Below are 20,781 nucleotides of genomic sequence, written 5' to 3' on the forward strand. Positions count from 1 at the left end.
TGTCTCCGGGACGACCGGGCCCGAGCCCGGCATGTCGGACTAGAGGGTCGCGGCGGAAGGGTCCCAGCTCTCGTCGAGCGGCACCGGCTGCTGCACGGCGGACTCGACGGAGACCGGCGCACCCTGCTCGGCGGCCGACGAGATCGCCAGCAGGACGTCGAGCACGTGCGAGGCCACGGCCCCGCTGGCACGCTCGGCGTCGCCACCGCGGATGGCCCGCGCCAGGTCGAGCACGCCCGAACCGCGTCCGTAGGTCGAGCCCGCGGCGGTGAGCGTCTCGGGCTCGTCCCGGCCGAACCGCCAGAGGCTCGAGTCGCCCTCGAAGGTGTTGGGGTCGGGCAGCACGAGGGTGCCCTCGGTGCCGCTGATCTCGACGAAGCCCATGCGGGGCAGCGCGTTCTGGAACGAGAACGTCGACTGGGCCGACTGCCCGCCCGCGAACTCGATGAGCGCCGCGTGGTGCGTCGGCACCTCGACCGGGAAGGTCTCGCCGGCCCGGGGACCGCTGCCGATGGTCCGGGTGTCGAACGACTTCGACGAGACCGCGCTGACGCGGCTGGCCGAGCCGAAGGCGTGCACGAGGGTCGTCACGTAGTACGGCCCCATGTCGAAGAGCGGACCGGCCCCGAGCGCGAACAGGAAGTCGGGGTTCGGGTGCCACGACTCGGGCCCGGGCACGTGGAACATCGTGGTCGCCGTGAGGGGCTGACCGATGTCGCCCCGGGCGATGGCGCGCATGGCGGTCTGGATGCCGGCGCCGAGCACGGTGTCGGGGGCACACGCGACGCGGACGCCGGCCGCCTCGGCGGCGGCGAGCAGGTCGCGGGCCGACTCGTGGTCGAGCGCGAGGGGCTTCTCGCTCCAGACGTTCTTGCCGGCGGCGATGATCTGACGGCCGACCTCGGCGTGCACGGCAGGGATCGTGAGGTTGACGACGATCTCGATCTCGTCGATCGCGAGCAGCTCGTCGACCGTGCCGTGACCCGGGACGCCGTACGCCTCGGCCTGCGCCTGGGCGCGGTCGAGGTCGAGGTCGGCGACGAAGAGCACCTCGAGGTCGGCGAACTGCGTCATGTTCTCGAGGTAGGTGCCGCTGATGACGCCCGCGCCGATGACGCCGACGCCCACGCGTCCCGTGCGGCCGGCGGTCGTGTCGACGCCGCTCACTTGTCGTTCTCCTGCAGCCAGGCGAAGGACTCGGCGACGCCGTCGAAGACGTCCTTCGCGTAGTCGTCGAACTCGACGACGCGCAGCGCGTGCGGCGCGGCGGCGAGGACGGCGGCGACGTCCACGTCGCCCTGACCGGCCGGGGTCTGGTTCTTGAAGGCGGCGGCCAGCGCGTCGGGCACCTCGAGGGCGCTCTCGCTGCTGGGCAGGGCGGTCGCGATGTCACCGGAGATCTTGCCGTCCTTGACGTGCAGGAACTGCACGCGGTCACCCAGCGAGCGCAGCAGCGCCGGGGTGTCCATGCCGCCGACGGTCGACCAGAAGGTGTCGATCTCGAGGACGACGTCGTCGTTCAGTCGCTCGAGGAAGAAGTCGTAGACGGGGCGGCCGTCGACCTTGTTCGCGAACTCCCACTGGTGGTTGTGGTAGCCGAACTTCAGGCCCGACGCGGCGGCCAGCACCTGCAGCTCGTTGACGCGGTCGGCGATCTTCGCGGCGTCGTCGGCGGTCTGCCAGCGGTCGCTCGGGATGAACGGGTCGATCACGGTGCCGATGCCGAGCTGGGCGGCGGCGGCGAAGGCGCGCTCGGGCTCGTCGGAGTCGATGACCGGGGCGTGGCCCGAGGGCGCGGTGACGCCGGAGGCGGCGAAGGCCTTCTCGAACTCGTCGGCACGCTCGACGAACGAGTAGGGCTCGACCTTGGTGAAGCCGATCTCGGCGATGCGGGCGACGGCGCCCTGCAGGTCGGCCGAGACGGCGTCTCGGACCGTGTAGAGCTGCACGGAGGGTGACGAGGTCATGGGAGTGACTCCTTTGTCGTGAGGGGTTCAGGTGGTCTGAGCCCAACTCTGCCACTTATGTCGACCGATGACAAAAGTTCGTCCCGAATCGACGCATTCTCTTGCCCGGACGACACCCGCTGTGTATTCTGCGAACACCTAGCGCGACTAGGTTTTGACTCGAGGAGGCGTCATGGCCAACCCAGGCCCCATCGGCACGCAGGGCGTGCTCACCCAACCCATCAGCACCGTGCGGGTGTCGCGGGGCTACATGATCGCGCTGGGGCTCGCCCAGTTCGGTCTGTTCGCGGCCCTGCTGTCGCCGGTCTACGTGAGCATGCAGCTCAAGGCGCAGCAGTTGAACCCCGACGACCCGGCGAGCATCATCGGGCTGGTCCTGCCCTTCGGTGCGTTCGGAGCGCTCCTCGCCAACCCGCTCGTCGGCGCGCTGAGCGACCGGACCCGCACGCGGTGGGGCCGTCGTCGGCCCTACCTGGTGGGCGGCATCGTCGTGTTCACCCTCGCCCTCGCCTGGCTCGCCTTCGCCCCCACCGTGCTGCAGCTCGGCATCGCCTGGGTCGTCGCGCAGATCGCGGCCAACGCCGTGCTCGCCGCCCTCACCGCGAGCTTCGCCGACAACGTGCCGCAGTTCCAACGCGGCAAGGCCTCGAGCGTCATCGCCCTGGCCCAGAACGTCGCCGTCCTCGCCGGCACCTACCTCGCCGTCCTGTTCGTCGCGAACCTGCCGGTGCTCTTCATCGCGCCGGGCGTCCTCGCCGTCGTGCTCATCCTCGTCTACGCGGTCGTCGCCCGCGACGACCTGCCCGAGTACGAACTCAAGCCCTTCACGTTCGTCAACCTGGTCAGCTCGTTCTGGACGAACCCCCTGAAGCACCGCGACTTCGCCTTCGCCTGGTGGTCGCGGTTCCTGATCATCCTCGCGACGTTCATGTTCACGACCTACCGGCTGCTCTACATGCAGGAGCACCTCGGCATCGCGGACGTCGCCGACGCCACGGCCGCGGTCGCCTTCGGCGTCCTGCTCTACACGATCGCGTTGATGGCGAGCGCCGCGCTCTCGGGCTGGCTGAGCGACAAGCTGAAGATGCGCAAGGTCTTCGTCGGGGGCTCCACCGCCCTCTTCGCGGTCGGCCTGATCCTGCTGGCCCACGCCGAGACGGTCACCGGCTTCTACGTCGCCGAGGTCGTCATGGGGTTCGCCTACGGCATCTACGCCGCCGTCGACACGGCGCTCGTCGTCGACGTCCTGCCGAACGCCGACCGTCCCGGCAAGGACCTCGGCGTCATCAACATCGCCAACGCCCTGCCCCAGTCGCTCGCCCCGGCGATCGCCCTGTTCTTCCTCGGCGTCGGCAACGCCGGTTCGGGCAACTACACGCTGATGCTCTGGGCCGCCGGCGTCGCGGCGATCCTCGGCGCCCTGGCCGTCATCCCCATCAAGCGCGTGCGCTGAACCGGGCGGAGGCGTGTGCGACGGCCTACCGTCGCACACGTCATGACGCCCCCGACCGACCCCGCACCCGCCCCCGCCGCCGCCACCGGTCCGGGTGCCGACCGGGTCGTGCCCACGGTCGGGCCGGTCATCGCACCCGACCTGCACCTCATGACCTACAACGTCCGTCGTCGCATGCCGCAGGTGCTGACCACCCGTCACGCGCTGGCCGACCGGTGGTCGACCCGGCTGCCGGCACTGCGCCTCCTGCTCGAGGCCGAGCGACCCTCGGTGCTGGGCATCCAGGAGGCGCTGCCCGACCAGTCCGCGCAGCTCGCGGACGCCCTCGGTGCCGACTACGCCTCGGTCGGCACGGGTCGCGACCGCGACCGCGGCGGCGAACGCGTCGAACTGCACGTCGACACCACCCGCCTGCGGATCGTCCGCCACGAGGCGCTCTGGCTCTCGGCCACCCCCACGGTGCCGGGGTCGCGCTCGTACGGCAACATGATCCCCCGCACGGCCGTCCACGCCGAGCTCGACGACCTCGTGACCGGGGCCCGACTGCACGTGGTCGTCACGCACTTCGACCACCTCTCGGCCCGCTCGCGGCGTCACTCCGCCGTGCAGCTGCGCACCTTCACCGACGCCCTCGACGGACCCGTCGTCGTGATGGGCGACTTCAACGCCGTGGTCGACTCCCCCGCGCACCGCGAGCTGACCCGCGGCAGGCTGGTCGACAGCCGCATGGTGGCCGACGCGCGGCTCGACCCGGGCTGGGGCTCGTTCTCGAACTACGGCCCGCCCCGCACCGGCGGCCGCCGCCTGGACTGGCTGCTTGTCGACACCGGGGCCCACGTCGAGCGGGCCGGCGTCGGCGGGGTCCGTCCCGGCGGCGTCGCCCCCTCCGACCACGACCCCGTGCACGCCGTCGTGCGCTGGCCGTCCGGGCACGCCGCCCCGCGTCCGCCCGACGAGCCCACCACCGAACACCGCACCACCGAACACCGCACCGAGGAGTCCTGAGATGTCCACCGTCGCCGAGACCTTCCTCCGCCGCCCGCACGGGGTCCTCGAGTACGTCGCCGACGCGGTGCGCGTGGTCGCGGCCCTGAGCGTCGTCGTCGCGGGCATCGGCTGGGGCGTGGTCGAGATCGCCGTGCTGATGCTGGCGCTGCTCGGCACCCTCGTGCCCCGCATGCTCGGCCTCCGGGCGAGCGTCGACCTGATGGTCGGCGTCGCCGCCCTGGGCGCCGCCTGGAGCAGCGTCTTCGAGCTCTACACCCGGGTCACGGGCTACGACACGGTGGTGCACTTCCTGCTCAACGGCCTGCTGGCCGCGGTGTTCGTCGTCCTCGCCCGCCGGGCCGGCTGGATCGCCTCGTCGGGCGACACCGGTGGACGAGGAGGCGCGGGTCGCTCGGCCCGCGTCGGCTCAGTCCTGACGACGGTCGCGTTCGGCCTGGCGGCCGGCACCCTGTGGGAGATGGGCGAGTGGGCGGGCCACACCCTCGTCGACTCGGCGATCTTCGTCGGTTACGACGACACGATCGGCGACCTCGCCGCGGGAGGCCTCGGCTCGCTGCTGGCCGGGCTGGCGCTGCCGTTCCTCGTGGGGGGCGACGTCCGCGGCCGAGCCGCGCGCGCCTCCTCGTCCGGAGCCGGTGCCAGAGCCGATGCCGATGCCGGTGCGGGTGCGGGTGCCGACGGACCCGGGGTCGACGCCGTCGGCCACGGCCGCCCGCGCGTCCACCACCGCTGACGGCGTCCAGCCGAGCCGCGTGAAGACGCCGGCCGGGTCGGCGCGCAACCAGCGCGACCACGGCAGGCCGTCGGTGCCGTGAACCGTGAACGAGTGCAGCGCCCGGTACGTCCGCAACCAGGGGGCGTTGCCCGGGTCGAGCGGCCGGGCCGAGATGCCCGTGACGACGTCGCGGCGGTAGGCGATGCGGCCCCGCCCGGCGAGTTGACGGTCGCCGAGGTGCAGGGCGAGGTCCATGTCGTCGTGCAGCAGGGTCTCGTGCCGGTGCACCTCGTCGCGCACGTCGAGCCAGGCGGTGCGGCGCATCATCATCGTCGAGCCGAACAGCGGCCAGTGCGCCAGGGCGGCCCCGATCACGAGGTGGTAAGCGCCCACGTAGAGGGCGGAGAGCAGGCGCTCGACGCCGACGGGCGCGTCGTAGAAGCGGGCGTTCGTGCTGACGGCGAGCACGTCCGGATCGTCGACGAGGGTGCCGACCAGGTCGGCGACCCAGGTGCGGGGCAGGACGCTGTCGGCGTCGACCCGACCGATGAGGTCGACGGGTGCGGCGGCACCCGGTCCGGCCCCCACGCCGGCGGCGGCGTCGTACCCCGTGCTCGCGGCCGCGGCGATGCCGACCTCGGCCTCGGTGACCACCCGGGCACCGTGCCGGAGGGCCACCTCGACGGTGTCGTCGGTGCTGCCGTTGTCGACGACGATCACCTCGTCGGGCACGCGGGTCTGCCGCGCGAGCGAGCGGAGGCATGCGTCGAGCAGGGCTCCGTCGTCGCGGACGGGGACGACGACACAGACACGCACTCGCCCATCCAACCCGGTCGGGGCGGGTCACGTCGAGCGTTCACACCCGAGGACGTCGCCGAGACCCGTCGGCGCGCGCGGGGGTCTCGGCGGTTTCGCGGGGTCTGGCCGCACGCCCGCCCGGCGAGAGCAGACTCGGCGCATGATTCCGACCGCCGCCGAACCGATCGTCCCCATGCTCGCGAAGGCCGTGGCCGACGTGCCCGAGCCCGACTCCGTCGAGGGCGGACTCGTCTACGAACCCAAGTGGGACGGGTTCCGCGGCATCGTCTACGCGGAACGCGCCGACTCCGACGCCGACGACCCCGACGACCCGCTCACCGTCGAGATCGGCAGCCGCGGGTCGAAGATGCTGACCCGCTACTTCCCCGAGCTGGTCGAGGCCCTCGGCCGCCTCCTGCCCGGGCCCTGCGTGCTCGACGGCGAGATCGTCGTGCGCACCGGCGACCCCGGCCACGAACGCCTGGACTGGGACGCGCTCGGCCAGCGCATCCACCCGGCCGCCTCGCGCGTCGCGAAGCTCAGCGCCGAGACCCCCGCGATGTTCGTCGCGTTCGACCTGCTCGCCCTCGGCGGGCGCGACCTGCTCGACACCCCGTTCGCCGAACGCCGCGCGCTGCTGCTCGAGACGCTCGGGCCCGAGGGAGGCCCCGACGGAGGCGCCGACGACACGGCAGGAGGCGCGGACCACCCCCTGCACGTCAGCCGGGCCACCGACGACGTCGCGACCGCCCGTCGGTGGCTGACCGAGTTCGAGGGCGCAGGGCTCGACGGGGTCGTGGCCAAGCCGGCCCGCGCCTCCTACGCTCCCGGCAAGCGCACCATGCTCAAGGTCAAGCACCACCGCACCGCGGACGTGGTGGTGCTCGGCTACCGCGTCCACAAGAGCGGTTCGGGCGTGGGGTCGCTGTTGCTCGGGCTGTACGACGCCGACGGCGAGCTGACGAACGTCGGAGGCGCGTCCGCGTTCTCGGACGCCCGTCGCCTCGAGCTCGTCGACGAGTTGGCGCCGTTCGTCGACCGCGACGACGACGGCGAGGTGCGGCACGCCGAGACCGAGCGCAGCCGCTTCTCGTCGGGCAAGGACGTGTCGTTCGTCCCGCTGCGCCCCGAGCGTGTGGTCGAGGTGCGGTACGACCAGATGGAGGGCTCCCGCTTCCGCCACACCGTGCAGGTCGAACGGTGGCGCGACGACCGCGAAGCGCGTTCGTGCGGTTTCGACCAGCTCGAGGTCCCGGCGGCGTACGACCTGGGCGAGGTGCTCGCCTAGGCGACGAGCGCTTCCTCGGGCACAGGGCACCGCGTTTCGGGCATCGCACACCGACGAGACGCGGTGCCGTGCACGAAAAGGGGTGTGGTGCGGGTCAGTCGGCGGCGGGCTTCCGCGCGCGGCTGGGCTGCACGCGGGGCGGCTCGCCGGGCATCTTCGGGAAGTCGGGCGGGAAGGGCAGTTCGCCGAGGCCGTCGGCGACGTCGCGCTCCCACCAGGCGAGCAACGTGTCGATGCGCCCCGGCGACTCGTGCATCGAGGCCCACGGGTCGCCGTGGGTCTGCAGCCGCTCGGGCACCGTCATCACGGTGTGCTCGGCCGGGTCGATGCCGGGCAGGTCGTCCCACGTGACCGGCAGGGACACGGAGGCGCGGGGCAGCGCCCGGGGAGACCAGGCCCCCGCCATGGTGCGGTCGCGATTGGCCTGGTTGTAGTCGACGAAGAGGCGGTCGCCGCGTTCCTCCTTCCACCACGCGGTGGTGACGCGGTCGGGGGTGCGGCGTTCGAGTTCGCGGGCGGCGGCGATCACGGCGTGCCGCACCTCCAGGAACTCGTGCGTCGGCTCGATCGGCGCGAAGACGTGCAGACCCCGGTTGCCGCTCGTCTTGACGAACGCGGTGAGACCGGCCTCGTCGAGCACGGCCCGGAGGTCGAGTGCGGCCGTCACGGCGTCGGCGAAGCTCGTGCCCGGCTGCGGGTCGAGGTCGATGCGCAGCTGGTCGGGCAGGTCGGGCTGCTCGGCGCGCGAGGCCCACGGGTGGAAGACCAGGGTGTTCATCTGGGCCGCCCAGACCGCGGCGGCCGGCTCGTCGATCACGAGCTGCGGGTGCACGCGGCCGCTCGGGTAGGTGACGTCGACGGCCCGGACGTAGTCGGGCGTGCCGCGGGGCGGGTTCTTCGAGAAGTACTGGTCGCCGTCGACGTCGCCGCCGAACCGCTGCAGCGAGATCGGACGGTCGCCGTTCGCCGCGACGAAGGGCGTGCCGACCTCGACCAGGTAGCGCGCCAGGTCGAGCTTGGTCACGCCGAGGTCGGGCCAGAGCACGCGGGACGGACTGCTGATGCGGACGTCGCGGTCGCCCACCCGCAGGGTCGTCGCCTCGGATGCCATGTGCGTGACGCTAGTCCCGTCGCGCCGCCGGGGCACGAGGTGCCGGCGTTCACGGGGTGTTCACCCGGGCGTCGCTTCCGTCCGAGATGGTTCGGTCCACACCCGACGAAACGGACACCCGAATGCGCACGCCCCTGCTCCGCCTCGGCGCCCTGACCCTGGCCGGCTCGATCGCCGCCGCCGGGCTCGTGGCCACGAGCGCCCTGCCCGCCCTCGCGGCCGACGCCGACGTCGTCGTCAACGAGATCGACACGACCGACGACTGGGTCGAACTGCTCAACACCGGCCGGACCCCGACCGACGTGTCGGGCTTCGTGCTGCGGGACGACAAGGACACGCGGACGCTCGCGCTGCCCGCGGGCACGGTCCTCGCCGCCGGCGAGCGCCTGGTCGTCGACGTCGCCGACGACGCCGTGTGGGGCGCCGCCGCCTACGGACTCGGACGCGCCGACGCCGTCCGGCTCTACGCCGCCGACGGCACGACCCTGCTCGACTCGTACGCCTGGACGCAGTTCCCGACGACGACCTACGGCCGCTGCGCCGACGGCACCGGCGAGTTCGCGACGACGGCCGCCGGGACGCGAGGCACCGCCAACGAGTGCGCGACGACACCGGCTCCGACCGACCCGACGGACCCCGCCCCGACCGACCCGACGACCCCCGCCGTGCCCGCCACGACCGACGTCGTGATCAACGAGGTCGAGTCGAACGGCGACGACACCGACTGGGTCGAACTGACGAACGTCGGCACGGTGCCCGTCGACGTCTCGGGCTACACCTTCCGGGACGAGGACGACGTGCGCACGCCCTTCACCCTGCCCACCGGTTCGGTCGTGCAGCCCGGCGCCTTCTTCGTGATCGACCAGGCCTCGGGCTCGAACCCGGTCGGCTTCGACTTCGGACTCGGCCAGCCCGACTCGGCACGCCTGTTCGACACCGCGGGCACGCTCGTCGCGTCGTACGCCTGGAGCGTCCACAGCACCGTCAGCTACGGCCGCTGCCCCGACGGCACCGGTGAGCTGACGACGACGACCGCGACCACGAAGGGCGCGGCGAACGACTGCTCGTCGCCCGTGCGCATCAACGAGGTCGAGAGCCAGGGAGGCGCGCCCGGCGACTGGGTCGAGCTCACGACCGTGGGCACCTCGTCGGTCGACCTCGGCGGCTACGTGCTGACCGACTCCGACCCGACGCACCGCTACGTCGTCCCCGCCGGGACCGTCGTCGCCCCCGGCGGCTTCGTCGTCCTCGACGAGCAGACCCCGACCTCGGCCGGCTTCGACTTCGGACTGGGCGGTGCCGACTCGGTGCGCCTGCTGCTGCCGGACGGCACGACGGCGGCCGACGGTTCGACCCTCGCCGACGAGTACTCGTGGACCTCGCACGCCGCCACCACCTACGGCCGCGGCCCCGACGGCACGGGCGACTTCACCGTCACGTCGGCCCCGACCAAGGGCTCCGCCAACACCTTCGCCGGCGTCTCCGTGCCGACGGCCTGGCCCGGCGGACCCGACGAGGTCCCCCTGGACGACGAGGGCACCTTCACCGGTGACCTGAGCGGTCTCGACTACGAGCCGACCGGCACCGCGACCCCCGGCACCCTGTGGGCGGTGCAGAACGGCGACGGCCTGCTCTACCGCATCGTCCCGGACGGCGCCGGCGGGTGGGCCCCGCAGACGACCGACGGCTGGGCTGCCGGCAAGAAGCTGCTGTACCCGAGCGGGGTCGCGACCGACATCGTGGACGCCGAGGGCGTCACGGTCGCCGACGACTCGTCCGCGGGCGGCGTCTACGTGTCGACCGAGCGCAACAACGCCTCGGGCTCGGTCAGCCGCCCCTCGGTGCTGCGCTACGACGCCGCGAGCCCGGCCACGACCCTGGTCGCCACCGACGAGTGGAACCTCGCCGCGGACTTCCCCGGCCTGGGAGCCAACGCGGGCCTCGAGGGCATCACCTGGGTGCCCGACGCGTGGCTGACCGAGGCAGGGTTCGTCGACGAGGCGACCGGCGCCTCCTACGATCCGGCCACCTACGCCGGCCACGGTGACGGGCTCTTCTTCGTCGGCGTCGAGGGCACCGCGAGCGTCTACGCCTACGCCCTGATGGACGACGGTTCGTTCGAGCGCGTCGCGACGATCGCGACGTCGTTCGCCCTGGTCGCCGACCTGCAGTTCGACGCCGACCTCGACGCGCTCTGGGTCGTCTGCGACGAGGCCTGCTCGGGCCGCACGGCGCTGTTCTCGGTCGACGAGTCGGGGGCGTTCGCCGAGGACGTCGTCCACGAGGCACCGGCGAACGCCGACCGGGGGCTCGCCAACGAAGGCTTCGCGATCGCCCCGGCGGCGACGAGCGTCGACGGGTTCCGTCAGACGTTCTACGCGGACGACAACGACACCGACGGGTTCTCGCTGCGCGCCGGGACGTTCCCCGGCGTGGCGGCCGAGCCCGGGACGCCGGGCGACCCCGGCACCCCCGGGACGCCCGGGACTCCCGGCACGCCCGGCGACCCCGCCGCCCCCGCCGATCCCGGCACGGGCGTGACGCCGATCGGTCAGGGCTCGGCCCCGGCGACGGTCGACGGGCAGCTCGCCTTCACCGGTTCGGACGCTCGGTGGGCAGCGGCCGCGGCCCTGCTGCTCGTGCTCGCCGGGGCGGGCACCCTGATCGCCCGCCGCCGTCGACTCACCCGCGACTGAGGCACGACGCCCCACGACCCCGTGTCGAGCGATGCACCCGGAAGCGTCCGGGCGCGTCGCTCGACACGGGGTTCGTCGTCGTGCGGCGTCCGTGCGACGGCCGGAGAGGCCGACGGGTGAGCGGGTCAGCGGGTGAGCGGCGTCGCCGTGCCGGTGACCGTGACGCCGCCGACGACCGGGACGTCGACCACGAGGCGGCTCGGACGCCCCACGTGCCGCCCCTGCCTCACCACGACGCGGGCAGGAGGCGCGATCAGGTCGAGCGCGCGGAGGTAGCCGCCCAGCGACGCGGCCGCCGACCCCGTCGCCGGGTCCTCGGTGAGGGAGCCGACGGGGAACAGGTTGCGTGCCTCGACCACGGTCGCCCCGGACCCGTCGACACCCTGGGCGTGGATCACCGTGATCGTGCCCGCCCAGCCCTGTTCGTCCATGAGGGCCCGCACGGCGACCGGGTCGAACCCGAAGGCGTCGAAGACCCGCTGGTCGCGGACCGCCACCACGGGGTGCCGGTTGCCCGCGAAGGACTCCCGCAGCGGACGACGCTCGTCGAGGTCGGCGTGCGTGAGGCCGAGCAACGCCAGCAACCGGTCGGCGACGGTCGGGTCCAGGTCGCGCACGACGGGGTCGACGCTCGTGAACGACGCCGTCACCGGGCCCGCGACGGCGTCGGCACCCCCACGCGAGGTCTCGATCACGACCGGCCCGACCGCCGTCTCGAGCGTGAACGCTCCGACCCCGCGACGCTCGGCCAGGGCGACGGCGGTGGCGATCGTCGCGTGGCCGCAGAACGGGACCTCGGCCCCGGGCGAGAAGTAGCGCACGGCCACGTGCCGGTCGTCGCCGGCGCGGGACGGATCGACCACGAACGCGGTCTCGGCGTACCCCACCTCGGCGGCGATCCGCCGCATGTCGGCGGCCGAGAGGGCCGACGCGTCCAGCACGACACCGGCCGGGTTGCCGCCGCCCGGTCCGTCGGCGAAGGCCGTGAGGTGCAGCACCTCGACGGTCGGGGCGGACGGCGAGGGAGCGGCGGGGCCGGCGGGCGGCGAGGGTCTGCGGTCGGTCACGACGCCACTGTGCCGCACCGCGCCTCCTGGTCGCCAGCGCCACCTCGGGCCGGGTGGCCGGCCCGGACCTCGAGACCGTGCCGAACCGTGTCGGACCCCGAGCCGCCTCACACGACCCGACCGGCCTCGAGCCGCACCACGCGGTGCGCGGCGTCGAGCAGCAACGGATCGTGCGAGACCGCGAGCACCCCCGTGCCCCGGGCCGCCTCGTCGAGCAGCGTGGCCCGGATGCGGTCGGCGCTGTCGGCGTCGAGCCCGGTCGTGGGCTCGTCGAGCAGCAGCAGGTCGGCCCCGCGCGCGAGTCCGTGGGCCAGGAGCGCACGCTGCCGCTGGCCACCCGAGAGCGCGGCGAAGGGTCGGGGCGCCAGGTCGGCGACGTGCAGGCGCTCGAGCGCCTCGTCGACGGCGGCGCGGGCTCGACGGTCGAGGGGACGCCACCGGCCCACGCGACCCCAGGCGCCGACCGTCACGACGTCGCGCACGGTGACCGGGAGGCCGTCCGGGATCGACGTGCGCTGCGGGACGAAGGCGATCGTCGACGTCGTCGAGCGCGTGCCCGACGACGGTTCGCGGACGCCCGCGACGACCTCGAGCAGCGTCGACTTGCCGGCGCCGTTGGGGCCCGCGACCACCGTCAGGGCACCGCTGCACACCTCGAGGTCGACGTCGGCCAGGGCCACCCGGTCACCGAACGTGCACCCCACCCCGAGGAGGCGCGCCAGGGACGAGGGAGCGGCGGCGGTGGTCGTCGTCATGCCGTCAGCCTAGTTGATAAGCGTTCTCATTCTCAGCTACGGTCATGTCTCGTGCCCTTCCTCTCCACCGCCGTCCTCGAGCCGTTCTCGCTCGACTTCGTCCAGCGCGCCCTCGTCGGCGGCGGCCTCGTCGCGATCCTCTGCGGCGTCGTCGGCACCTGGGTCGTGGTGCGCGGCATGGCCTTCCTCGGCGAGGCGCTCGCGCACGGCATGCTGCCCGGCGTCGCCCTCGCGACCGTGCTCGGTGCGCCCGTCCTCGTTGGCGGGGCGCTCAGCGCCGTCGTCATGAGCCTCGGCGTGGCGGCGCTGCAACGACGCGGTCGCCTGTCGTACGACACGAGCATCGGCCTCCTCTTCGTCGCGATGCTCGCCCTCGGCGTCGTCGTCATCTCGCACTCGGGCAGCTTCGCCACCGACGCCACGTCGATCCTGTTCGGCGACGTCCTCGCGATCACGACGGCGGACCTCGGCCTGCTCGCCGGCGCGACGATCGTCGGCGTCGGCCTCGCGGCCGCCTTCCACCGCCCCCTGCTGGCCCTCGCCCTCGACCCGCGACTGGCCGCCGTGCTGGGGCTCGGTCCGCGCTCGGCCCAGGCCGTGCTCGTGGGCCTGGTCACGCTCGCCGTCGTCGCCTCGTACCAGGCCGTCGGGTCGTTGCTCGTCGTCGGACTCCTGCTCGCACCGGCCGTCGCCGCGGGCCACTGGACGACGCGCCTGCCCACGCGGATGGTCCTCGCCTCGGTCGTCGGCGTGCTCGCCGTCGCCGTCGGCCTGCTCGTCTCGTGGCACGCCGCGACGGCCGCCGGCGCCTCGATCGCGGCGACGGCCATCGCGTTCGCCGGCCTCTCGGGGGCCGGCCACGCCGCGCTCGGCCGTCGGCGGGCACGTCGGGTCGACACCGCCGCCCCGGGTCGCACGGGCACGGCGCCCGTCGCGACCCCCGCCTCCTGACCCGCCCGCACTCCCCCACGTCCGCACTCCCCCACCCGTCTCCCCGACCCACCCCACGCCCACCCGGAAGGACCGCATGCGATCCCCCCTCCTCACGACCTGCCTGCTCGGCACGCTCGCCCTCGGGCTGACCGCCTGCTCGCCCGACGCCTCGCCGGGCGGCGACCCCGCCGCCGGGACGACGGCCGACGAGACCGGCGCCAGCGGCGAGGGCCACGGCGCCGTCGCGGGCGCCGAGGAACTCGCCGAGCCCCGTCTCGGCCTCACCACGATCGACCCGTCGGGCACGGTCGCCCACCTCGACCTGCTCGACGAGGGCGTCGTCGAGCTCGGGTCGGTCGACGCCCCCACCGCCGTGGAGACCGACGGGCGGTACCTGTTCGCCGAGACCACCGGCGGCCTCGAGGTCGTCGACAGCGGGGTCTGGACGTGGGACCACGGGGACCACTTCCACTACTACCGGGCCGACCCGCGCCTCCTCGGCACCGTCGAGGGCGACGGCGCGGCGACCGTCGCGACCACGAACCTGTCGACCTCGGGTTCGACCGGCGTCCACTTCGCCGGCTCGGGCGACGCCGTGCTGCTCGACACCGAGGCGCTGTCGCGGGGCGAGCTGCGGGAGCGGTTCCGCCTCGACGGCGAACCGGGCACCGGCATGGTCGTCCCCGTGGGCTCGTACGCCCTGGTGACCGAGGGGCGCGGCGAGGCGACGACGCTCGTCGGACGCACCGCCGACGGTGACGAGACGGGCCTGCGCGAGGCCTGCCCGGACGCCTCGGGCACGATCACGACCCGCGTCGGGGCGGTCGTCGGCTGCTCGGACGGCGCCCTGCTCGCGACCGTCGCCGACGACGAGCTCGTCGTCGAACGCATCCCCTACCCGGCCGGCTCGACCCCGTCGTCGGGCGGCACGGCGGCCCCGGCCACCGCGTTCGACAACCGGGAGGGGCGACCCACCGTGGCAGGGCTCGCAGGCTCCGAGGGCGTCTGGCTGCTCGACACCCGGGCCCGGGCCTGGACGCTGCTGCCGGCCCCGACCCCGCTGGTCACGGTGACCGCCGTGGACGACGCCGACCAGCGCCTCCTCGCCCTCGCCCGGGACGGCCGCGTGCTCGTCCTCGACGGCACCACCGGCCAGGTCGTCGCCGAGACCGCTCCGCTCGTCGCGGACTCGCTCGCCGCGGGCCGGACGCCGACGCTGATCGCCGACCAGCAGCGCGCGTACCTCTCGGCCCCGGTCGAGGGGCGGCTGTACGAGATCGACGCCGCCGACGGCGCGCGGATCGCCCGCAGCTTCGAGACGGCGGGCGAGCCGGCCTTCGTCGCGGAGACGGGTCGATGAGGGCGCCGTCGACGGCCCGCCGCCGGGCCGGGCTCGCCACCGCCAGCCGCAGCACCGCCGCCCGCGTCGCCGCCGTCCGCGTCGCTGTTGTCCGCGCCGCCGCCGTCACCGTCGCGGCCGCACTGGCCCTGACCGGCTGCGCACCCGCCGGCGACGACCGTCCGGTCGTGTTCGTGTCGACGAACATCCTCGGCGACGTCGTCGACGAACTGGTCGGCGACCAGGCCGAGGTCGTCACCCTGATGAAGCCGGACGCCGACCCGCACTCGTTCGAGATCTCGGCGCAACAGGCGGCACGGATGCGGGCGGCCGACCTCGTCGTCTCGAACGGCCTCGGCCTCGAGGAGGGGCTGCAGCAGCACCTCGACGCGGCGGTCGACTCCGGCGTGGCCTCGTTCGTCGCCGCGGACGCGATCGACGTCCTCGACTACCGCGACGGGGACGCCGCGGGCACCCCCGACCCGCACTTCTGGACCGACCCGGGCCGCATGCTCGACGTCGTCGACGCCCTCGGGCCGGTGCTCGCCGAGGTCGACGGCGTCGACGCCGCGGGGCTCACCGCGCGCACCACCGACTACCGGGCCGAGCTCGACCGACTCGACGCCGACATGGTCGACGCCTTCGCCGCGATCCCCGCCGAACGGCGCGCACTCGTGACGAACCACCACGTCTTCGGCTACCTCGCCGACCGGTTCGACTTCGACGTCGTCGGGGCCGTGATCCCCGGCGGCACGACGCTCGCGGCGCCGTCGGCGTCCGACCTCGCCGACCTGGTCGACGCCGTCGAGACGACGGGCGTCCCCACCGTGTTCGCCGAGTCGTCCTCGCCCGACCGGCTCGTGCAGGCCTTGGCGAGCGAGGCGGACGTCCACGTCGACGTCGTCGAACTGTTCACCGAGTCGCTCACCGCGGCCGACGGCGACGCCCCCGACTACCTGACCATGATGCGCGTCGACACCGAGCGCATCGCCACCGGACTCTCCCCGTGAGCGTCCGACCACCAGAAAGAGGAACACCCATGCGCACCACCCACCTGCGACGGACCGGCGGCACGCTGCTCGCTCTCGGCGTCGCCGCGACCCTCGTCGCCTGCTCGACCGGCGGACCCGGCTCCGCGTCCGACGCGACGGGCGGCGCCGACGCGACCGGCGCCTCCTCGTCCGGCCCCCGCCTCGCCGTCTCGTCCGAGGGCCGCGTCACCGTGCTCGACGGCGAGACCCTCGAGACCGTCGGCGCGTTCGACTCCGAGGAGTTCACCCGCCTCAACCCGGCCGGCGACGGCCGACACGTCATGGTCAATACGAGCGGCGGGTTCCAGGTGCTCGACACCGCGGCCGGCAGCTCGTCCGAGCCCGCCCTGACCGACCTCGTGTTCGACGCCGACACCGCGGGCCACGTCGTCCGGCACGGCGGCAAGACGATCCTCTACGCCGACGGCACGAGCGACACCACGGTGTTCGAGTCCGGCGACCTGACCGACGCCGTCACCGACGGCGAGCTGCCCACGGTCGAGACGATCGAGGGCGTCGAGGCCCACCACGGCGTCTCGGTCGTGCTCGAGGACGGCACATTCCTCACGACGGTCGGCGACTCCGACGGCCGCACGGGCATCGAGGTGCGCGACGCCGACGGTGCGGTCGTCGCACAGAGCGACGAGTGCCCGGGCGTCCACGGCGAGGGCACCGCGGCCGACGAGGCCGTCGTCCTCGGCTGCGAGGACGGGGCGCTCGTCTACCACGACGGCACGATCACCAAGCTCGCCTCGCCCTCGCAGCCCTACGGCCGCATGGGCAACGCGTACGTCAGCGAGACCAGCCCGCTCGTCGTCGGCGACCACAAGGACGACCCCGACGCCGAGGGCTACCTGCTGCACGCGGTCACCCTGATCGACACGGCCGCCGACACCCTCGACGTCGTCGACCTGCCCGAGGGCGTCGAGTACACCTTCCGGGGCGTCGCCCGCGGCCCGGGCGACCTCGCGTACCTGATCGGCACCGACGGCGCCGTGCACGTGCTCGACCCCGCGACCGGCGAGCTCACGGCGTCGTGGCCCGTGATCGGCGCCTGGGAGGGCCCGGCCGAGTGGCAGGACGCCCACCCCGCGATCGTCGTCGCGGGTGACGTCGGCTACGTCACCGAGCCGGCGACGGACAGCGTGCACGCGGTCGACCTGACCACGGGCGAGGTGCTGTCGTCGCGCGAGCTCGACGTCACGCCCAACGAGGTCGCGGTGGCCACGGCCTACTGACGCGACCACCCCCGGGACGAGGAGGCGCGGTGCGAGGGCACCGCGCCTCCTTCGTGGTCGAGGGCTGCGCACGGCTCGTCCGGCCGGCCCGGCGCGCTCGGCCGACCCGGCCGGCCCCACCCCGCCGGCCCGCCCGCCCGCCGGTCGCCGACCCGTCCTCTGGGGGCACCTCGAGCCCCGTCCCCGCGTCCCGCGGCACCGAAGACCGGGAGAGTCCGACGAATTCGTGACGTTTCGCCCTCGGGCCACGTCTCCATCGTGTGCCGCCCACGGCGGCGCCGCAGGACCACGGATCGAGAGGACCCCATGCCGAGCTTCTACGTCAGCGCGCCCGACGGAGAACCGGACCCCACCGGCGGGGTCTCCGCGCACCCCGTCGACCTCGCGGGCGGCGGCGACGACGGGGGCGGGTCGACCTACCGGCGCGTCCAGGACGGCGGCACCGACCTCCGCGAGGCGACCCGCCGCCTCGAGACGCACTACCGGGGCCGACGATTCCGGTCCCAGTCGGGAGGCAGCCCGTTCGAGTACTCGTACGTGCTCGCCGGCGACGACCGCCTCGTCATGCAGACCTCGTCGTTCAGTGCGCCGATGCAGGGCGAGATCCCCTTCCCGGGGCAGTACATCGTCGCGTGGAACCGCAGCGGACGCACCACCCTGCACCAGCGCGGCCACACGTTCACGAGCGAGGGCTCCACGCCGTTCCTCATGCCGGCCGAGGAAGCCTTCTCGTTCGAGTCGACCCCGCGGAGGAACGGCATGGTGCAGGTCGGCAGCGACTTCCTCGAACGGACCGCCGCAGAACGCCACGGCGGACCGTCACAGCGCGTCGTGTTCGACTACGCGGTCACCCCTCGCCCCGAGGCGGTCGCAGCCTGGCGGACCGCCGTCGGGTCGAGCGCCGCGGCCGTCGTGGCCGAGCAGGCGTCACCGCTCGTCCGACTCGAGGCCCAGCTCACCCTCGCCCGGGCCATGCTCGACCTGTTCCCGTGGCGCGCCGTCGACGTGCCCGTCGGCCTGCGCACACAGGAGGCCGCCCGCGTCCGGCACGCGGTCGAGTACATCCACGCCCACGCGGCCGAGCCGCTCACCCCGGCCGACATCGCCGAGGCGTCGGGCATGCACACCCGCACCCTGCAGACGTCGATGAAGGAACACCTCGGCACGTCACCGGCGGCGTACCTGCGCCAGGTGCGCCTCGACCGCGTTCACGACGAACTGCTCGCGGCGGCCCCGAACGAGACCCGCGTCTCGGACGTCGCCCGACGCTGGGGCTTCGGCAACTTCGGCCGGTTCGCGGGGTCGTACGCCGCGCGCTTCGACGAGTACCCCCGCGACACGCTCGCCCGCTAGCGACGCCCCGCGCGGCCCCGCCCCGCCCCGCCCCGAGGAGGCGGTTGGTCGAGTGGGCAGAAATCGTCCTTCCCGGTCGCACGAAGGACGTTTTCTGCCCACTCGATCGTCAGGCGCCCTGCTGGTCGGACCCCTGCTGCTCCGCACCCTGCTGCTGGGCGTAGGCCTCGGGGCCCTGTTCGGCGGCGCCCGGGTCCATCCAGCCGAACTCGAGGATGTTGCCGTCCGGGTCGGTCAGCTGGCGCTGGTACATGAAGCCGTAGTCCGACGCGGGGCGCGCCTCCGTGCCTCCGGCGCCGAGGCCGGCGGTGACCGTCGTGTCGACCTCGTCACGGGAGTCGAGCATGACGGCGGTGGCGACCGAGGGGGCCGTGGTGGGATCACCGATGGGCAGGTCGGTGAAGGTCTGGAAGTACTCACGCCGGAGGATCATGAACGCGCTGTGGTCCTCCTCCACGATCACGCACGCGGCGTTCTCGTCCGTGAAGAGCGGGTTGATGGTGAACCCGAGGGCCGCGTAGAACGACTTCGCCCGGTCGAGGTCGGTCACGGGCAGGTTGACGAACATCATGGCCACGGGGTTCTCCTTCGAACGGTCCACGGGTGGTGACGCACAGCGTGGCCCCGCCCGTGTCGGCCGTCAAGACCTCGGCGGCAGCTCAGAAGTCGAGCAGGCGCACCGTGACGCCCACGGTGTCGCCGACGCCGAGGCCCTCGGCGTCGCGCACGGCCCGCTTCACGGGCAGGGCGTAGGCGTTCTCGTCGCCGAGGGGGAAGACCGACGTGGTGAACGTCGACGAGCCGACCCGCGCCTCCACGCGGACGGAACCCCAGCCGCGCAGCAGGTCGCCGGCCACCATCAGGACGTGGTCCTCGACGTCGGGCGGCAGGCTGACGAAGGTGTAGAAGGCTCGCCGGCTCTCCCACCGCCACAGGTCGGCGTCGAAGTGGAATTCCATCCGGCCTGTCTACTCCCGACCCATGCGGCCCGACGCCCGCGGCAGCGTGACCTCGATCGTCGTGCCCGCGCCCGACGTCGTCACGACCCGGACCTCGCCGCCGTGGCGGTGGGCGATCTCGCGGACGAGGGCGAGACCGATGCCGAAGCTCGGACGCACCGGGGCCGAGGTCTGGCCCGACGGCGACTCGGCCCGGGCGAAGCGGTCGAAGACGCGCGCGGGGTCGATCCCGATGATGCCGAGCCCCTGGTCGGCGACCGTGATCACCACGCTCGCCGCCTCGCCCCGGCCCTCGACCCGGACGGTCGTCACGACCACCGACCCCCCGGGCGCATGGCCGAGGGCGTTGTCGACCAGGGCGAGGACCGACCGTCGCAGGCTCGTCCGCGGCACTGCGACCCGCGCCTCCTCGCCGCCGGGGACCAGCTCGAGACGGACGTCACGCTGGTCGGCCAGCACGGCCAGGGACGAGAGGACCTCGGCCACCACGGCGTCCACGCCGACGGCCCCGAGGACGTCCCCGGGGTGGTCCTCGCCCCCGGCGGCCTCCAGCAGGTCGCCGACGATGTCGATCAGGGCCCGGGAGTCGTCCCGGAGGTGCGCGACGTCCGACGCGACCTTCTCGTCCGCCGACACCGCGCCTCCGGAGATCCCGCGTTCGAGGGCCTGGAGGCGCGCGTCGAGGACGGCCAGCGGGGTGCGCAACTCGTGGCTCGCGTCGGCGACGAACCGACGCTGCAGGCGCAGGGCGTCGCCGAGCGGTCGGACGGCCCGCCGCGCGATGACGACGCTCACGACCCCGGCGAAGACGACGCCGGCGAGCCCGAGCACGACCAGGCCGGCCACCACGTCGGTGGCGCTCACGAAGACCTCGCCGCGCCGCGCCGCCGCGACCTGCTCGAGTCGCTCGGTCGGCACCGTCTGGTGCAGTACCCACGCGATCGTCAGCGTGAGAGCGGCCACGACCACCACGGCGGAGACGAGCACGATCTGACGACCGACCGACCGAGCCGCCGCCTGGAGCGCCACCGCGTCGGGGTCCGGCCGCCGCACGCTCGGGGTGGCGCCGG

At 73.7% G+C, this 20,781-nt stretch carries 18 protein-coding genes and 1 pseudogene; 10 read left to right on the forward strand and 9 right to left on the reverse strand.

What is annotated here, in order from left to right; translation table 11 throughout:
- Positions 1–39: 39 nt before the first annotated feature.
- Both QRN23_RS08185 and QRN23_RS08190 read right to left on the reverse strand, forming a co-directional pair.
- Positions 40–1,167, reverse strand: coding sequence for a Gfo/Idh/MocA family protein (locus tag QRN23_RS08185; protein WP_056046921.1), 1,128 nt, complete (start codon positions 1,165–1,167; stop codon positions 40–42).
- A complete protein-coding gene (locus QRN23_RS08190; RefSeq protein ID WP_123570674.1) occupies positions 1,164–1,967 on the reverse strand; it encodes a sugar phosphate isomerase/epimerase family protein in 804 nt (267 codons plus the stop codon). Before QRN23_RS08190 ends, QRN23_RS08185 begins: the two co-directional genes overlap by 4 nt.
- A 172-nt stretch (positions 1,968–2,139) precedes the next feature.
- Between QRN23_RS08190 and QRN23_RS08195 the strand changes: the two genes are divergently transcribed.
- Genes QRN23_RS08195 through QRN23_RS15510 form a run of 3 tightly spaced genes read left to right on the forward strand, consistent with a single transcriptional unit; the run spans position 2,140 to position 5,161 of the window.
- Positions 2,140–3,420 carry an MFS transporter gene (locus QRN23_RS08195; protein ID WP_123570675.1) on the forward strand — a complete coding sequence of 427 codons (1,281 nt, stop codon included), beginning with the start codon at positions 2,140–2,142 and terminating at the stop codon, positions 3,418–3,420.
- A gap of 42 nt (positions 3,421–3,462) precedes the next feature.
- Entirely contained in the window at positions 3,463–4,425 is a 963-nt protein-coding gene (locus tag QRN23_RS08200; RefSeq protein ID WP_285063173.1) for an endonuclease/exonuclease/phosphatase family protein, read from the forward strand.
- A 1-nt stretch (position 4,426) separates the two neighbouring features.
- The gene (locus tag QRN23_RS15510; RefSeq protein ID WP_502874813.1) at positions 4,427–5,161 is read left to right on the forward strand and encodes a DUF2238 domain-containing protein; all 735 of its coding nucleotides are present in this window, start codon (positions 4,427–4,429) and stop codon (positions 5,159–5,161) included.
- Between the two features lie 225 nt (positions 5,162–5,386).
- Here QRN23_RS15510 and QRN23_RS15515 read toward each other — a convergent pair.
- Positions 5,387–5,959 (reverse strand): annotated as a pseudogene (locus tag QRN23_RS15515) (glycosyltransferase family A protein); the annotation flags it as partial.
- A 142-nt stretch (positions 5,960–6,101) separates the two neighbouring features.
- Between QRN23_RS15515 and QRN23_RS08210 the strand changes: the two are divergent.
- Positions 6,102–7,229, forward strand: coding sequence for an ATP-dependent DNA ligase (locus QRN23_RS08210; protein ID WP_285063176.1), 1,128 nt, complete (start codon positions 6,102–6,104; stop codon positions 7,227–7,229).
- A 94-nt stretch (positions 7,230–7,323) separates the two neighbouring features.
- Here QRN23_RS08210 and ligD read toward each other — a convergent pair whose 3' ends face one another.
- Positions 7,324–8,340, reverse strand: coding sequence for a non-homologous end-joining DNA ligase (ligD, locus tag QRN23_RS08215; protein WP_285063177.1), 1,017 nt, complete (start codon positions 8,338–8,340; stop codon positions 7,324–7,326).
- 122 nt (positions 8,341–8,462) lie between these two features.
- On the opposite strand from ligD, the gene QRN23_RS08220 reads away from it, so the two are divergent.
- The gene (locus QRN23_RS08220) at positions 8,463–11,036 is read left to right on the forward strand and encodes a lamin tail domain-containing protein (RefSeq protein WP_285063178.1); all 2,574 of its coding nucleotides are present in this window, start codon (positions 8,463–8,465) and stop codon (positions 11,034–11,036) included.
- Between the two features lie 125 nt (positions 11,037–11,161).
- Here QRN23_RS08220 and QRN23_RS08225 read toward each other — a convergent pair whose 3' ends face one another.
- Together QRN23_RS08225 and aztA are read right to left on the reverse strand one after the other, a co-directional pair.
- Positions 11,162–12,103: a PhzF family phenazine biosynthesis protein gene (locus QRN23_RS08225; RefSeq protein ID WP_285063179.1), complete on the reverse strand. Its 942-nt coding sequence runs from the start codon at positions 12,101–12,103 to the stop codon at positions 11,162–11,164.
- A 107-nt stretch (positions 12,104–12,210) separates the two neighbouring features.
- Complete coding sequence (aztA, locus tag QRN23_RS08230; protein WP_285063181.1) at positions 12,211–12,858, reverse strand: zinc ABC transporter ATP-binding protein AztA; 648 nt, start codon at positions 12,856–12,858, stop codon at positions 12,211–12,213.
- Between the two features lie 51 nt (positions 12,859–12,909).
- Here aztA and aztB point away from each other — a divergent pair, with 51 nt between their 5' ends.
- From aztB to QRN23_RS08255, 5 genes are all read left to right on the forward strand, one after another.
- Complete coding sequence (gene aztB / locus QRN23_RS08235) at positions 12,910–13,809, forward strand: zinc ABC transporter permease AztB (protein ID WP_056046937.1); 900 nt, start codon at positions 12,910–12,912, stop codon at positions 13,807–13,809.
- 76 nt (positions 13,810–13,885) lie between these two features.
- Complete coding sequence (locus tag QRN23_RS08240) at positions 13,886–15,151, forward strand: ABC transporter (protein ID WP_123570682.1); 1,266 nt, start codon at positions 13,886–13,888, stop codon at positions 15,149–15,151.
- On the forward strand, positions 15,148–16,140 hold the full coding sequence (gene aztC / locus QRN23_RS08245) for a zinc ABC transporter substrate-binding protein AztC (protein ID WP_285063183.1): 993 nt from the start codon (positions 15,148–15,150) through the stop codon (positions 16,138–16,140). Before QRN23_RS08240 ends, aztC begins: the two co-directional genes overlap by 4 nt.
- Positions 16,141–16,169: 29 nt before the next feature.
- Positions 16,170–17,399, forward strand: coding sequence for a zinc metallochaperone AztD (aztD, locus tag QRN23_RS08250; RefSeq protein WP_285063184.1), 1,230 nt, complete (start codon positions 16,170–16,172; stop codon positions 17,397–17,399).
- 306 nt (positions 17,400–17,705) lie between these two features.
- Positions 17,706–18,752: a helix-turn-helix transcriptional regulator gene (locus QRN23_RS08255; RefSeq protein ID WP_285063185.1), complete on the forward strand. Its 1,047-nt coding sequence runs from the start codon at positions 17,706–17,708 to the stop codon at positions 18,750–18,752.
- Positions 18,753–18,861: 109 nt separating this feature from the next.
- Here the strand turns inward: QRN23_RS08255 and QRN23_RS08260 are convergent, their stop codons facing one another.
- From QRN23_RS08260 to QRN23_RS08270, 3 genes are all read right to left on the reverse strand, one after another.
- Positions 18,862–19,329 carry a VOC family protein gene (locus QRN23_RS08260; protein WP_285063186.1) on the reverse strand — a complete coding sequence of 156 codons (468 nt, stop codon included), beginning with the start codon at positions 19,327–19,329 and terminating at the stop codon, positions 18,862–18,864.
- Between the two features lie 82 nt (positions 19,330–19,411).
- Complete coding sequence (locus QRN23_RS08265; RefSeq protein WP_056046945.1) at positions 19,412–19,711, reverse strand: DUF1905 domain-containing protein; 300 nt, start codon at positions 19,709–19,711, stop codon at positions 19,412–19,414.
- A 9-nt stretch (positions 19,712–19,720) separates the two neighbouring features.
- The gene (locus QRN23_RS08270) at positions 19,721–20,740 is read right to left on the reverse strand and encodes a sensor histidine kinase (protein ID WP_285063188.1); all 1,020 of its coding nucleotides are present in this window, start codon (positions 20,738–20,740) and stop codon (positions 19,721–19,723) included.
- Positions 20,741–20,781 lie beyond the last annotated feature (41 nt).

This window comes from Frigoribacterium sp. ME-P-080, assembly GCF_030209595.1.
Classification (GTDB): Bacteria; Actinomycetota; Actinomycetes; order Actinomycetales; family Microbacteriaceae; genus Frigoribacterium.

Coding starts and splice junctions, on each gene's coding strand:
- QRN23_RS08190 (WP_123570674.1), bottom strand. CDS start 1,967: ATGACCTCGTCACCCTCCGTGCAGCTCTACACGGTCCGAGACGCCGTC.
- QRN23_RS08195 (WP_123570675.1), top strand. CDS start 2,140: ATGGCCAACCCAGGCCCCATCGGCACGCAGGGCGTGCTCACCCAACCC.
- QRN23_RS08200 (WP_285063173.1), top strand. CDS start 3,463: ATGACGCCCCCGACCGACCCCGCACCCGCCCCCGCCGCCGCCACCGGT.
- QRN23_RS15510 (WP_502874813.1), top strand. CDS start 4,427: ATGTCCACCGTCGCCGAGACCTTCCTCCGCCGCCCGCACGGGGTCCTC.
- QRN23_RS08210 (WP_285063176.1), top strand. CDS start 6,102: ATGATTCCGACCGCCGCCGAACCGATCGTCCCCATGCTCGCGAAGGCC.
- ligD (WP_285063177.1), bottom strand. CDS start 8,340: ATGGCATCCGAGGCGACGACCCTGCGGGTGGGCGACCGCGACGTCCGC.
- QRN23_RS08220 (WP_285063178.1), top strand. CDS start 8,463: ATGCGCACGCCCCTGCTCCGCCTCGGCGCCCTGACCCTGGCCGGCTCG.
- aztA (WP_285063181.1), bottom strand. CDS start 12,858: ATGACGACGACCACCGCCGCCGCTCCCTCGTCCCTGGCGCGCCTCCTC.
- QRN23_RS08240 (WP_123570682.1), top strand. CDS start 13,886: ATGCGATCCCCCCTCCTCACGACCTGCCTGCTCGGCACGCTCGCCCTC.
- aztC (WP_285063183.1), top strand. CDS start 15,148: ATGAGGGCGCCGTCGACGGCCCGCCGCCGGGCCGGGCTCGCCACCGCC.
- aztD (WP_285063184.1), top strand. CDS start 16,170: ATGCGCACCACCCACCTGCGACGGACCGGCGGCACGCTGCTCGCTCTC.
- QRN23_RS08255 (WP_285063185.1), top strand. CDS start 17,706: ATGCCGAGCTTCTACGTCAGCGCGCCCGACGGAGAACCGGACCCCACC.
- QRN23_RS08265 (WP_056046945.1), bottom strand. CDS start 19,711: ATGGAATTCCACTTCGACGCCGACCTGTGGCGGTGGGAGAGCCGGCGA.